The following is a 13,992-nucleotide window of genomic DNA, read 5'->3' as shown; positions in this document are numbered from 1 at the left end:
TCACCGAACACCGATCTGTATCTGAAATGCAGGGCTGATCTGCCATCAATACTTGCCACGGCAGTTCCAGCCTGGTTCGAGAGATCATCATCGTTGACGGGCACGGAAGCATCATGAAAAATCTCCCTCCGAAAAAACCTGAAACCTCATCCGCCCCAACCTGCCTGCTCTGGCAGGTGGCGGGTCCACCACAATTCAGGCGAACTGTTGGCTACGTGGATTTCACTGCCAGAAGACCGTTTTCCCGAGATGCTGAGATGATCGCCGTCAAAAGTCTCCAGCGACACTTTCGATGACGTCGGTGATTTTGCCATATGCTCCGCCAGTATTCCGACCGCGATACGCTCACCCATCCGGATACTGTCGAAATAATCGCTATAGAAATGAACGCCCGCCAAATTGCGCCCAAGTGCAATATTCGCAGCCAACTTGTTCAACTCGCCATTCAGCGTCAGGCAGTCTGCACTGTCTTCCGGTCGGGTCGAGTCGATCAGGGTCTTACCCCCCGCAGCTGGCACAAGGACCCGAGGCAGACCAGCCGCAGTCAAAGAAACCCGTGATCCATCCAAAGCGTGCGTTCTGAAGAAAGCTTTGAGCACTGTGACGCATGCCCCGGCAACGGCACCATGAGCCGCGCCATAAGAAGGGTGCATTGGCGAGCCTTCGGGGTAAGCAACCGGAAGCAGCAAGTTACGGTCATTTCGCGGCAAGCCCTTATGGGAAATGGCGTTATGCGCAAACCTCTTCGCCGAAGGCGAGGCGGCGATTGCATCCATAAGGCTGAAACCTTCGCTTGTCGCCGCTTCGAGTTTTCCCAGATGGGTCGCGGCAAAAGGCTCGGCCGCGCCAAGGGTTGCGCCGTGACCGTTCGCCATCAAACTCGTAACACTGCCCAGCTTTTCAGGCCGGGCACGATTGTGCACCTGAAACGTCTGGCGTTTCGCGGCCCTCAGGGCCCGTGCCCCGGCTTCCGTCAACAGGGACAGTACGTGCGCGCCGCCCCAGGCAGAGCCTGGATCACGCACACCGGCATATCCATCCTCGGGCAAACCTTCATCTGTCGGCGTGCCCTGTCCTAGCATCAGCAGGCAGGCATTGAAAAAAGCCTGATAAATTTTGTCAAAATGCACGTAAGAGGCAAGGTCGCGCGGTGTTTCAATGAATTTCGTTCCCTCGCTCTCAAAGGCTTGTTCAGCTGTCGTGTCCGCCCCGTTCTGAACGTCCAGCCACTCAGCCCAATCCCGCAGATAGTCCACGCCCGCCGCCTGCGGCTGGATCTTCTGGTCGATCCTCAAAGCGCCGAAGGGAACAGCCCCGACGGCCATTGCCTGCGTCAGCTTTTGCTTTTGTCGGCGCGCTTGATCTGCTGTCAGTGGATCGTGGCCCTGTACCAGGAACTGCGACAGATACGGTCCCTGTGCACAGCCCTGTGAGCAACCGCGAAACAGGGTTTGAGGGGTCAGGCCGCCACCGTCCCGAACCCGCCGCGCCGCCGAAACCTTTCCAATCTCTGCGCCATCAGCGTCCCGAGGGCTACCATCGCGCCGGAACCATTCCATCTGACAAAGGGCACTCGCCACGTTGGCCGCATCACCGGCACCATCTCTGAGGGATTCGAACGGCACATCCCGCAGATAGGCCATCGCGTAAATCTCGGCCATCTCCGCCGCCAACTCATCCGATCCCAGCCGGGGCGCGGGTGCAATTCCCACCACCCCCGCGTCACATCCGTTGAGACCAAGCCGATGGCCCAGGATTGGCCCTTCCCACGCACGCCACCTATATTCACCACCCTCTGATGGCGCGGTGCGGAAGGGCCCGGAATAGGCTGGCGTGTCGAACAACGCCAACCGATTGCCAAGATTGTCGGTGCAGGTCGGATCAGCCACTTCATCCAGAAACTCGGTATAGACCTGCGCGTCGACAATTCCGTTTACGTCATGACGCAAACCCTTCGAGAAATTCGTGGGCCATGTCCCTTCAAAAAGGTCCGATTCACCGTTGTGATCCTTTAAAACCTCCTGAGTGGAACGCGCCAACACACTCAAACGGCGCCGACCCCGGCCTACCTTTTGATTGGCTTCATCAGGGTTCTGCCATGGTTCAGACGGAACGGTATGTTGCGACATGATGTTCTCCTCATCGACGAAAGAACGATTCGCATCTCGGCGTTACCGGATCGTGACTTCCAAAAAGAGAATGTGTTTTCAGTTTTTTTTCAACGTGTTGCCCGTTTCATGCCGAAGTACGGAACGCAATCACGCAAAAACTCGTGACCCGGTTTCACGTTGCAAAGCCAACCGAGCACTTGAACTCCGCTGTAGACTTGCCACGTTCAAATTCTCGTACATCAGGCCAGATGCCACAGGCAAGGCCCGCGATTCTAAGGATATTACGAACTGCATTGGGTCTGAAGAAAGTGAACCAAGTCTTGCCAATGGTGGATGCAAACCGGCGCGATTCCGTTCTATTTCAAAGAGTTCGGACAGATCTGCAAAAAAAACCAAACTTTGCGGAATTGACCTTGTATTTCCGTTGCTTGCACGGATATACCCGTCGGCGGAGACGTGGCCGAGTGGTCGAAGGCGCTCCCCTGCTAAGGGAGTAGGCCCGGAAGGGTCTCGAGGGTTCGAATCCCTTCGTCTCCGCCACTTACCAAAGTCAAATAATAATCATAAAAAGCAAAAGCTTATTTGAAATCAGACTGTACGTTTCTGGACTATCGAGCGACGACACCCCTTAGAAACAACCGCGCTCCGCCGCTGTTGCAACATAGGTTAGTATCAGGGATGCGCCTGACGTTGTCTTCAGAACCTGTACGTTGCGCCCAGCAGCGGACCTGATTGGTCAAACCTGAAATCATTGCCGTTGATCTCATGATCGAAGGAAATATACCGGTAGCCGCCGCGGATCAGCCATCTGTCATTGATTTCATAATCTGCAGTCAGCAAAACTTGCCAGGTTTCGCTACCGCTCCGAAACCCGCCATAATCCACGAACCCGGTCCCTGACCAATTGTCCGAAATCCGAACTCTTGCACGGGCAGCGACGACCGGATCAGTCCAGTTGTCGTCGGTCGTCACACTTCGCCCAGCAGCGACCCCAGGTTGCAATCGGAACGTGGTTTCCGTGCTGAACCACCTGAACCCGCCTGCTAAGGCCACGCTGATCGCGGGTGTCTCATAAACATGGTAACCGACATAGCCGCTGAGAAACTGCGTGGTGGCAGAGGTATCCAAACTCGAAAACGCCGGGCCGGGAGTTGAGTTACTAAACGCCAAATCGGTGTAGTTGTAATCAGCAAGCAACAACCAGCGCCCGTTAGACGCTGAAATACTGCCCATAAACGCAAGATCCAGGTTTTCGAGAGCGTCTGAAAAACTCAACGTACCGTCGATTGGTCCACTTGGTGTTGCAAGAGAAACATCTGTTTCGGCCATGAACAGATAAGCTGTGCCCGAAAAAGACCAATCAGATTGCTGGGCTGAAACAGGCGGTGCGATCAGTAACGCTACCGCAATCGCCAAGTATTGCACCTTGCTTTTCATCAGTGACCTCGTAGCTGGAATTCATATTGCATTACCTGCATGCTTCACGGTTACACAATTTGTAGCCGTTTCCAATATCTCGATTGCTGCAGTGCCAACACGGTCCTTATCAATCAAAAGGTGCGTTCACACCGGAAAAGCTAAAGGACGCTGTCGTGCGTCCCCCGAAATGATCATACGAAGAATAATCCTGCTTCTAACGAACAGTCGCTACTGGTTTGGGGCAACAGAGGCGGTCAACAATTGCTTGGAATACTCGTGGCTTGGGTTCCCAAAACGCAGTGTTTCCGAGGACATGACCTCAACAATTTCACCATTTCTCATGACCGCCAACTGCTCGCACATATGTGCGATAACCGGAAGATCGTGAGACACCATCAGATAGGTCAATCCGCGCTGTTTGCGCAGGTCAGTCAACAGGTTGAGAACCTCGGCCTGAACGCTGACATCCAAAGCTGACGTGGGTTCGTCCAAAAGCAGGATGTCCGGCTCACCTGCCAAGGCCCTTGCGATTGCCACGCGTTGTCTTTGACCACCGGAAAGCTGGTGTGGATACCGAAACCGGAATCTTTGCCCAAGTCCGACGTCGTTGAGCAAATCGCTCACGCGTTTATCGATATCACCAAACCCATGCAGATGAATTGTTTCACTGAGGACCTGGTCGACAGTATGTCGGGGATGTAACGATGCATACGGGTCCTGAAACACCATCTGGACGGTTCGAAAGAATGACCGATCCCGCCGGGACCCGGATATCGCCTGACCTTCCACGCGGATTGTGCCCGACCATTGCGGTGCAAGTCCCGTTATTGCCCTCAGAATTGTCGACTTGCCGGACCCGCTTTCGCCCACAAGGCCAAAACTCTCGCCTTGAGAGACTTCAAGATTTGCGTCTTTCACCGCATCGACCCGGTCGTGTGCATGACCAAACCAGACATTCAGATGGTTGATTTCCAGTGCCTTCATTTCAGCCCCTCACGCTCGGGGCTTCGGACCAAGACGGATCGCGTGTGAGAACACTCAGGTGGGTACATTTTTCATCAAGGCGCGGCAGCGAGTTCAGCAAGCCCTGGGTATAGGGATGTTGGGCCTGATGCAGCTTGTCAGCCTCGCAAACCTCGACGATCCGACCTGAATACATGATGAGGACACGGTCGCAGAATTCAGACACCAGATTCAGGTCGTGGCTGATGAATATCAGACCCATCCCCCGCTCCTTGACCAATCCATCCATGATGTTCAGCACCTGCCGCTGAACGCTGACATCAAGCGCCGAAGTTGGTTCATCGGCAATCAGTATCTTGGGATTGGGAATCAACATCATCGCAATCATAATGCGCTGCCCCATACCCCCAGACACCTCATGCGGGTACGTTCGCATCACCCGCTCAGGATCACGGATTGAGACGTTATCCAACATCTCGATAGCCATCTTCTTAGCATGGGCCTTCGAGCCGGAATTGTGCTGAAGGTATGCTTCCATGAGTTGCTCGCCAACGGTGACCACCGGGTTCAGAGAAAACTTGGGGTCCTGCATCACCATGGAGATCTGCTTCCCTCGCACCTCACGCATCTCGCGCTCGCTGAGCTTCATCAGGTCTCGGCCTTCCAAATTGATGTGTTTGGCCTCCACGATACCCGGATTTCGGATCAGGCGCAGAATGGCCCGTCCCGTCATCGACTTGCCCGAGCCGCTTTCGCCGACGATCCCCAGACGCTCGCGCCCCAGCGAAAACGACACGCCCCGCACGGCGTCAAACACGCCCTGACGGGTTGGGAAACGAACCCACAGATCTTCGATGTCGAGTAAGTTCATTGCCCACCGTCCTTTGGATCAAGCGCGTCCCGCAGCCCGTCACCCAACAGGTTGAAGGCCAGCGAAACCGTGAAAATTGCGAGCCCCGGCACCGTGGCCACCCACCAGTGGTCAAGGATGAACCTTCGACCCTCGGATATCATGGCACCCCATTCCGGGCTTGGAGGTTGTGCCCCCAACCCCAGAAAACCAAGGCCGGCGGCAGCCAAAATGATCCCGGCCATATCCAGCGTGACACGCACGATCAAAGATGAGATGCAAAGCGGCCAGATATGCCGGGTGATGATGCGCAGCGGCCCGGCACCCTGAAGGCGTATCGCGTTGATATAGTCGGTTGACCGGATAGTCAGGGTTTCTGCACGCGCCATACGTGCATAGGGCGGCCACGCCGTGAGTGAGATTGCCAGAACAGCGTTTTCAATCCCTGCCCCAAGCGCCGCAACAAACGCCAACGCCAGAACAAGTCGTGGAAAAGCGAGGAAAATATCCGTGATGCGCATAAGGATCACATCCGTCCATCCCCCCACATATCCCGCAACAGTCCCGACCAGCAGCCCCGCAATCGGTGCGATGAGCGCCACAAGAGCTACGATGTACAGTGTAATTCGCGCCCCAAAGATCAGGCGTGACAGAATATCCCGCCCCAAGCTGTCGGTTCCCAACAGGTGCCCTTCAGCCCCGATGGGGAGAAGTCGGCTGGACAGGCTCTGAACAAAGGGATCGTGCGGCGCGAGAAAAGGCGCAAAGACCGCTGTCAGAACAAGGACGACAAGAATCGCCAACCCGACCATTGCCATCGAGTTTGATCGCAAAGTCAGCCAGCCTTTGTAGAAGCTGGCCAATCTGGCATGGCGGCGCGAAGTCGGCTCGTCAGTCAGCAGCCACTGGCGCAAGGTCATGTCGCTCATTTCGACCTCGGATCAAAGAAACGGTAAAGCAGGTCCGAGAATATGTTCAGGCAGATAAAGATCAGCCCGACCACAACGGTTCCTCCAAGAACGGCATTCATATCGGCGCTCAGCAAAGCCGTCGTGATATAGCTGCCGATCCCCGGCCAGCTAAAGATGATCTCGGTCAGAACTGATCCTTCCAACAAGTTGGCATAGCTGAGTGCGATCACTGTGATCAGCTGCACCCGGATATTCTTGAAGGCGTGGCGCCAGATAACTTGTCTTTCAGACAGCCCTTTGACGCGGGCGGTGATGACATACTCGGCTGACAACTGTTCCAGCATGAAGGATCGGGTCATCCGGCTGATGTAGGCAAGCGAGTAGTACCCCAGCAATGCCGCGGGCAGGATGATATGGGACAACGCATTGCGGAAGACATCCCAATCCTGGGCCAAGGCACTGTCTACCAAAATCAGCCCAGTGCGTGAGGGCACTATGTCCTCGTAGAAGATATCCAGGCGGCCCGGGCCACCGACCCAGCCGAGTATCCCGTAGAAGACCAGAAGCCCCATGAGCCCCAGCCAGAAGATTGGCATTGAATACCCGACAAGCGCGACCACACGGGCGATCTGATCGATCCACGATCCGCGCTTAACTGCGGCGATCACACCAAGCGGAACACCCAGAAAGATTCCAATCAGAACGCCCAAAGTCGCCAATTCCAGCGTGGCAGGGAAGACGCGGGCAATATCCTGAGAAACCGGGCGGGCATTCAGAAGTGAATCGCCAAAATCGCCGTGCAGAACATCCCAAAGGTAATATCCAAACTGAACCAACAGCGGTTTATCAAGACCAAGCTGTTGATAGACCGCATCATAAGTCGATTGCGATGCACGTTCACCGACGATTGCCAGTACCGGGTCGATCGGCATCACGCGACCGATGATGAAGGTCACGAAAAGCAGACCCAGCATTGTAATTGCGATAGTGCCAAGAGTTTTTAGGATACTCTTGATCCAATGGATAAGAGGCGCCGAGCGGCGCCCCTCAGTTGGTCTTTCGGCCAGTGCCATTTACTTGGTCACCTGCCAATACGACGCCGATGTAATCGCCTGACCGGTTGAGAAATTCGTCACGTTTTCACGCAGGGCCGATTGCTCAATCTGCTGGAACATGATGACAAACGGCGAAGTCTCGCGGAACTCAGCCTGGATTTCCTTGTACATTTCAGCCCGTTTCGCGGTGTCGTTTTCGACAACAGCCGCATCCGTTTTCTCGGTCAGCCCGCCGGTATCCCAAGAATTCCGCCATGCCAGCAATCCTGTGGCATTGGCTTCGTCCGAATTATCCGGGTTATAGGCAAAGGTACCTGCGTTCGTCTGCGGGTCAGGATAGTCCGGCCCCCATGCGCCAAGGTAAACATCCAGTTCCCGCGCACGATACCGCGCCAAAATTTGTTTGGCGGTTCCCACGGTAATGTTCATCGTGATGCCAACCTGACTCAGCGCATTCTGGAGCGACTGGGCGATTTCGATCCGTTCCTGCGCTTCACGCACACCAACTTCGATCTCAAGCCCGCTTACACCTGCTTCATCCAGCAGGGCCTTGGCCTTTTCCACATCAAAGCTAAACGGCGTCTCGTCAGAGGCACCGAGATAGGTTTGGGGCAGGAAATTCTGGTGGATCGTGTATTGCCCCTTCAGGAAGCTGTCGCGCATCCCTTCATAGTCAACCAGATATTTGAACGCCTGCCGAACCTGAGGCTTGCTAAGCTCGGGATGTTTCTGGCTCAGCGAAACATACATCAGGCGGCCCTTAAGCTCGTCTGCAATCTTTACGCCGGCAACAGATGAAGCGCCGGCAACATCTTCTGGATTCAGGTTGCGCGCGACATCGATATCACCACGTTCCAGCAACAGGCGCTGGCTGGCGCTTTCCTGAACGTGACGGACAACCACACGCTCCATGGCCGGAGCACCCAAGTAGAAATCGGGGTTCGACTTCAGTGTTACGCTTTCATTGGGTTTCCAGCTGACCAGGCTATAAGCCCCAGATCCAGCAGTATTGGTCTTGAGCCATTCATTGCCCAAGTCGCCATCCTTGTCGTGTTCCATCACCGTCTTCTTATCGACAATGCCGCCGATGGTAGCGGTCAGACAGTTCAGAACGAAGGATGTCGCATAGGGTTTGTCCGTCGTGATCGTCAGAGTGTTGCCGTCCGCGACAATCGTTTGTTCGACGTTTTCCGGCGTGAACCCAAACTGGGTCAGGATAAAGGCCGGGGTCTTGTTTAGAATGATCGCCCGACGCAGTGAAAATTCAACATCTTCGGCCGTCACCGGATTTCCGGAGTGAAAGGTCAACCCTTCCCTGATATTGAAGGTAATCGATTTGCCGTCTTCAGACACATCCCAACTTTCAGCGATGTCGGGCTGATAGCCAGCATCCAGATTGAGCGGGTCGAAGTTCACCAGCTTCTGATAGACATTCCGGCTGACATCCGAACCCGCAAACTCAAAGCTTTCGGCCGGGTCCAACGTCGTGATGTCGTCGATACGATGCGCGATAACCAACATGTTCGGCGGCGTTTCGGCCATTGCCGAAGTCGAGGTCACGGCCAGCGCCAATCCTAGCGCCGCACCGGTAAGCAATCTGTTAAATGCGTTCATTTTGTCCTCTCTGTCATCAAGTCTTCACTAACGGTTACGAGCCCCAGGTCTTCTCAAGAACACGCAACCAGTTTTCGTGGCAGAGCTTCTTGATGAGCTCTTCGCCGTATCCATGGGTCACCATGGCATCTCTCAATCGAGGCAGCATCGAGATGTCCTTCACGTCGTCCGGCACGACCGCCCCGTCATAATCGGACCCAAGCCCGACCCGGTCTTCACCCATTATCCCGATCAGGTGGTCAAGGTGCTTCAGAACCTGCATCAACGGCACATCGGACAGCATCCGACCATCCTCACGCAGAAACGCAGTGGCAAAGTTCAACCCGACCATCCCGTCGCTTTCCGCGATGGTGCGAAGCTGATCATCTGTCAGATTTCGCGCGTGCGGACAGATGGCGTGGGCATTCGAATGCGTTGCGACCAAAGGCGCATCCGAATACCGCGCTACATCCCAGAAACCTTTTTCATTGAGGTGGGACAAATCCAACATGATACCCAGCGCATTGCATCGCTGCACAAGCCGCAGTCCATGATCCGTCAATCCAAGGCCAGTGTCCGGCCCCGATGGATATCTAAACGGCACACCATGGCCAAAAATGTTGGGTCGGCTCCACACGGGCCCCAATGATCGCAACCCCGCCGCATGAAACACGTCAAGCGAATGCAGATCGGCATCAATCGGCTCGGCGCCCTCGATGTGAAAAATGGCCGCAATCTGGCCTAGCGCCATGCTGTTTCGAATATCCGAAACTGATCGAACCACTTTCAACGCCCCCAAACGTTCCAGTTCCAGCAGTATGGCAATCTGCCCCAGCGCTGAGGGCAGAGCATCTTCGGCGTCTATATGATTGGGAAGCGGCAGGTCATAGCTGGGCCGGACCATTTCTTCCATTTTAGCATCGGCATCGATAGGCGAAGGGACCCAGACGGCAAAGAAGCCTCCGCCAAATCCACCGGCCTTGGATTTAACAGAGTCTATTGCACCTTCGAGCCCGGTCAGGAAGCGGTCCGCTTCGGGCAGACCGCCTGACGAGGCCAGTTTTGACAGAACATCATTGTGCCCATCAAAGATAAGAGGGGAGGTGCTCAAACTCGTTTTTCCCAGGTTAGTGTCATTTCGACACACGCTAACAGACGCAATCATCATGATTGCAAAAAATCTTGATGAGTTTTACTCATAGAGCTAGTCGGAATCATGCGGGCGCCCAGCGATGAAGAAACCTCGCAACTGGCATTCTCTGCCGGAATACCAGGCGCTCCGTGCGCTCATGCAGTCTGGAACAACAGCCGCCGCCGCCCGACAGCTTGGCTTATCTCAATCCGCAGTCAGTCGCTCGGTCAGCAGCCTGGAGGATCGATTGGGCAGAACACTGTTCGAACGGGATGCGGGCAGATTGCGACCGACGCAAGAAGCCGTGAGGCTGAATATGCGATTGGATCCTTTGTTCGAGGCATTGGACAGGATCGATGGTCCGGGCGAAACTGTGCAGGAAACACTGCGCCTCGTTGCACCGCCCAGCTATGCTCATCGATACATCGTTTCCCTCATCGCCAGTTTCATTCGCGGGAATCCCGGGTTTTTCGTGAACCTTGAGGTGACAACGTCGGATATGGTCACACTTGGCGTGCTTGAGAACCGATTTGATCTTGCCGTGACCGGGATTGAACAAAGCCGCGCTGGCATCAAACTTATACCATTTCGCGAGTCACCAGCCGTTTGCGTCATGCGACCCGAACATCCTCTGTCTGAACGCACCGTTCTGACGCCTTCAGACTTGCATGAGCAAGAGTTGATCGCACTGACGTATCGACATGGGCGGCGCGGGCAGCTGGACCGGTTGCTTCATCAAGTGCGCGCTAAACCGAGGATCGTTGCCGAAGTTTCAACCTCATTCGCCGCCGCCGACATGGCGCGCGAAGGATTGGGGCTGTCTGTTATCAATCCCTTTCCCGTCTACCATTACCGATCTCCCGACCTGGCATTTGTCCGATTTGAATCTCCAATGCGGTACCGGGGCCATTTTGTGGTCTCTGATCAAAAACCGGTTCCAAGGATCGCACGGGCATTCATGCGGCATCTGCGATTGAATACCCCTCCGGACCCTTTCTCTGACCCGAGGTAATGAAATCTTTCCAAAGGTCTTCAATGGCAACACGCCATGTGACCGCCCAACATGGAAGATTTTGGAGGGGGGGCGAGGTACGGATCTGTCATGGCTACGTGCACAGTTTGGTATGAGTAACGTCCGCAAACGTGGTTTTCTTCGTCCTTATGTATCTCAGGCCGTATCACCCGGTATGCGGTTCGTTCATAAGGCTCGTTCGAATCTCCGCCCAAAACCCGCTTCTGATTTCCCTACGTTTCCAGGCGAAGCTGGCGTATCATTCTCTCGCTCAAATCTTAGGAAGGAATACCTAGATGGCGGATTGTGCGAAACTGCGCCCCGGCGAAACCTATTCCGGGAAACAGGGGTTCGATTACTTCGAAGGCATCGCCAGACAGACGGTAGGAAGCCAAGCTATCTGCATGCATCTGCTCACGGTCCCGCCCGGAGGGCGCGCCAGGGCGCATAAACATGAGACACATGAAACCGCGATTTATGTGATTTCCGGGTCTGCTAAGATGTATTGGGGCGACAGGCTAGAACACGTTATGGAAACGCAAGCAGGAGACCTGATCTATATTCCATCAAACACTCCGCACCTTCCGTTCAACGATGGGAATGAACCCGCAGTTGCAGTTATCGCACGCACGGACCCGAACGAACAGGAAAGCGTTGTTCTGATGCCGGAACTTGAAGACCTTGTACCAGAGTGACGCAAAATACCGTTGGGGACCAGCGGCGTATTTTTTAATCCCTTTTTCTTCCAGAGTGCTTCCAGCTGTGATGGCACAAATAGAAACACCGCCCCTGGGGCGGCGTGTAAGTTATTGATATCTGAATGGAAGTGTTGGTTGCGGGAGCAGGATTTGGCCTATATCGAACGTTAACGGAACTACTAATCCAAAAAGCCATCTCTACGTATTCCCTGTCTGTTTGAAATAATGGCGGCTTTGGACGGAAAAAGTGACAATCAAGAAATCCGTTTCAAGGTCCGCACCGGAGCCCATTGTAGTCATCGCAGCCTGCCTTGGAAGCTGCAAGCGCATTAGACTGCTTGCAGGCCTATGCGGACACTCAAGGTACGTGACACGAAAGGTTGCACCACGGGCAGCGAACTATCAGCATAGGCGGACCCGAGAATTGCAGGCTAAGTTCGAATGAAGTCGTCGATACTTGCTATCATTCTGTCAAAATCCGGCTCTGTCGCAAAGAGCAGGTGATTGGGGCTGTTCAGTTGCACAAAGGATGCCCCTGGGATTTCAGACGCCAGTAGTTTTCCCTCAGAAAGTGGTGCTATGGCATCCCTGTTGCTGTGAAGAACCAATGTGGGCACCGAAACTTTGGGTAGCAAACTGGCAACGTTTATGTCGTCAAACAAGGCACGAAACTTGGCGATGTTTTCAGCCGGCCCGCATATCCTTTGAAATTCGTTGAACCATTGCATTTCTTCTTTGGTGGCGTCCGGCATGAACATGGAAGTTAATATTTGCCGGATCGCAGGGTTTTCGTTTCCCCAGCTATTTCGTATCAAATTGACGAGAGCTTTGCTTTCTTCAATTTCCGACTCATTGCCGCGCTGCCTGCGTCCTCTTGAGTAACCCCCACTTAACAAAAGATGGGAAACTCGCCCCGGGTGCCGAAGAGCATATGCCACCGACACAGATGCACCTTGTGACAAGCCTAATATGGCCACCTTTTCGTAACCGTAAGTATCGATCACGACTTCCATGTCGTCGACCATGCGCTCAAAACTAATGTCAACATCTACCCATTCAGACAACCCATTTCCGCGCTGGTCATAACGGATGACAGAAAAACTGTCTGAAAGATGCCGTATGTAGTCTCCGTAGGCCGGATTGCTCCAGTCCTGTTCCAGATGTGTCATCCAGCTTCCGGAAATCAGCAATGGATAACCTTCGCCAGAAACAGTGTGTGCAATTGAAGTGCCGTCGTTCGAGTGGCAGAACTTCACAGGTGGCAGTTTATTGGACCGTGCAGGAGAAGGTTTTGTGGAAGACGTCGGAACGGGCAGAGTGGAGATACCTCCAATGAGACGAAATCCGCGCCGGCCTACAGTTTCGATGTAAACTGGCTTTTTAGCATCGTCGCCAAGAGCCTTTCTGATCTCAAATATGTACTCTCGTACCAGGTCAGGGTTCACGAACGAGCCTTGCCAAACAGCCTGAAGTATTTCCTCTCGAGACAACAACACCCCTGTCTCAGATATCAGGTAGTCCAGAACCTCGGTTGCTTTTGGCGACAGTTTTGAGTGGTTCGTTCCCGATGACAAAATCCCGTCCTTCAGATTCAACACCCAAGGTCTCATGCATGCCTCCAACACCGCCTGCAAAATTCAACGATACGTCAACGATAAGTCCACGGTATCCCGGTTCGCGTACAGATAGGCTTGAACATGAAGACAAACCGGAAAATGGACAATGCCACAGATATCCACAAACAGACTGGGAAGAGCCACGACTATTGATGATAACACGACTAGCGCGGAAGCCGCTTATCTATTGCTGCAACTAGCAAACGATCTAGAGGAAGAAATTTGCCTCGCGCTGTTAGAGGAAAATGTTGCTTTAGCCGAGCGCTTGGTAGCACCACAGGCACAGCTCAAGAGGTTGTCGCAAATCTTTGGTTTACCGACACCTAAAATATCCGCCAGTTAAGAGCAGAAAACATGCGCTCTCACATTGTGCCTGCTGTTTGCTAATTCGTAGACACCTAGGAGCAGCGGAACACTTGGCTGAAGGGCAGTTGCTTCAGCCACAGGTTATCCGGGGCTTGATCGAACGTGTTATGATCCAACATGAACGGGATGGTGTGCAGATCGAACTGGAGGGTGCCCTGGCAGCAATGATTGGGCTGGCCCTGAACGCAGAAAGCGCCCCTTTGGGCGCTAAGTGCTTGATATCTGACTGGAAGTATTGGTTGCGGGAGCAGGATTTGAACCTGCGA

12 protein-coding genes and 1 tRNA gene are annotated in these 13,992 nt (G+C 54.1%); 4 read left to right on the top strand and 9 right to left on the bottom strand.

Features of this window, described 5'->3' with window-relative positions:
- Window positions 1–146 precede the first annotated feature (146 nt).
- The gene (locus tag ACR0LL_RS07500) at window positions 147–2,129 is read right to left on the bottom strand and encodes a phosphatase PAP2 family protein (protein ID WP_480585336.1); all 1,983 of its coding nucleotides are present in this window, start codon (window positions 2,127–2,129) and stop codon (window positions 147–149) included.
- 432 nt (window positions 2,130–2,561) lie between these two features.
- Between ACR0LL_RS07500 and ACR0LL_RS07495 the strand changes: the two genes are divergently transcribed.
- Window positions 2,562–2,651, top strand: a tRNA-Ser gene (locus ACR0LL_RS07495).
- A 156-nt stretch (window positions 2,652–2,807) separates the two neighbouring features.
- On the opposite strand, the gene ACR0LL_RS07490 is transcribed toward ACR0LL_RS07495, so the two are convergent.
- The 7 genes from ACR0LL_RS07490 to ACR0LL_RS07460 all read right to left on the bottom strand — a co-directional run bounded on the left by ACR0LL_RS07490 (window position 2,808) and on the right by ACR0LL_RS07460 (window position 10,013).
- Entirely contained in the window at window positions 2,808–3,548 is a 741-nt protein-coding gene (locus tag ACR0LL_RS07490) for an outer membrane protein (protein WP_480585333.1), read from the bottom strand.
- A gap of 210 nt (window positions 3,549–3,758) precedes the next feature.
- Complete coding sequence (locus tag ACR0LL_RS07485) at window positions 3,759–4,514, bottom strand: ABC transporter ATP-binding protein (RefSeq protein ID WP_480585330.1); 756 nt, start codon at window positions 4,512–4,514, stop codon at window positions 3,759–3,761.
- Window position 4,515: 1 nt separating this feature from the next.
- Window positions 4,516–5,364 (bottom strand): ABC transporter ATP-binding protein, encoded by an 849-nt coding sequence (locus tag ACR0LL_RS07480; protein WP_209598734.1) that lies wholly within the window; start codon window positions 5,362–5,364, stop codon window positions 4,516–4,518.
- On the bottom strand, window positions 5,361–6,272 hold the full coding sequence (locus ACR0LL_RS07475) for an ABC transporter permease (RefSeq protein WP_480545830.1): 912 nt from the start codon (window positions 6,270–6,272) through the stop codon (window positions 5,361–5,363). The genes ACR0LL_RS07480 and ACR0LL_RS07475 overlap by 4 nt, the downstream gene beginning before the upstream one ends.
- Window positions 6,269–7,327 carry an ABC transporter permease gene (locus ACR0LL_RS07470; RefSeq protein ID WP_480506613.1) on the bottom strand — a complete coding sequence of 353 codons (1,059 nt, stop codon included), beginning with the start codon at window positions 7,325–7,327 and terminating at the stop codon, window positions 6,269–6,271. The genes ACR0LL_RS07475 and ACR0LL_RS07470 overlap by 4 nt, the downstream gene beginning before the upstream one ends.
- The gene (locus tag ACR0LL_RS07465) at window positions 7,328–8,923 is read right to left on the bottom strand and encodes an ABC transporter substrate-binding protein (RefSeq protein ID WP_480585326.1); all 1,596 of its coding nucleotides are present in this window, start codon (window positions 8,921–8,923) and stop codon (window positions 7,328–7,330) included.
- 34 nt (window positions 8,924–8,957) lie between these two features.
- Complete coding sequence (locus tag ACR0LL_RS07460; RefSeq protein ID WP_480585324.1) at window positions 8,958–10,013, bottom strand: dipeptidase; 1,056 nt, start codon at window positions 10,011–10,013, stop codon at window positions 8,958–8,960.
- 121 nt (window positions 10,014–10,134) lie between these two features.
- On the opposite strand from ACR0LL_RS07460, the gene ACR0LL_RS07455 reads away from it, so the two are divergent.
- Window positions 10,135–11,046: a LysR family transcriptional regulator gene (locus ACR0LL_RS07455; RefSeq protein WP_480585322.1), complete on the top strand. Its 912-nt coding sequence runs from the start codon at window positions 10,135–10,137 to the stop codon at window positions 11,044–11,046.
- Window positions 11,047–11,342: 296 nt separating this feature from the next.
- A complete protein-coding gene (locus ACR0LL_RS07450) occupies window positions 11,343–11,741 on the top strand; it encodes a cupin domain-containing protein (protein ID WP_480585319.1) in 399 nt (132 codons plus the stop codon).
- Between the two features lie 434 nt (window positions 11,742–12,175).
- Here ACR0LL_RS07450 and ACR0LL_RS07445 read toward each other — a convergent pair whose 3' ends face one another.
- Window positions 12,176–13,342 (bottom strand): alpha/beta hydrolase, encoded by a 1,167-nt coding sequence (locus ACR0LL_RS07445; RefSeq protein ID WP_480585316.1) that lies wholly within the window; start codon window positions 13,340–13,342, stop codon window positions 12,176–12,178.
- 124 nt (window positions 13,343–13,466) lie between these two features.
- On the opposite strand from ACR0LL_RS07445, the gene ACR0LL_RS07440 reads away from it, so the two are divergent.
- A complete protein-coding gene (locus tag ACR0LL_RS07440; RefSeq protein WP_480585314.1) occupies window positions 13,467–13,703 on the top strand; it encodes a hypothetical protein in 237 nt (78 codons plus the stop codon).
- The last annotated feature ends 289 nt before the right edge of the window (window positions 13,704–13,992 follow it).

It is taken from the genome of Ruegeria sp. AI2, from assembly GCF_056541275.1.
This window is presented reverse-complemented; position numbering and strand designations above follow the sequence as displayed.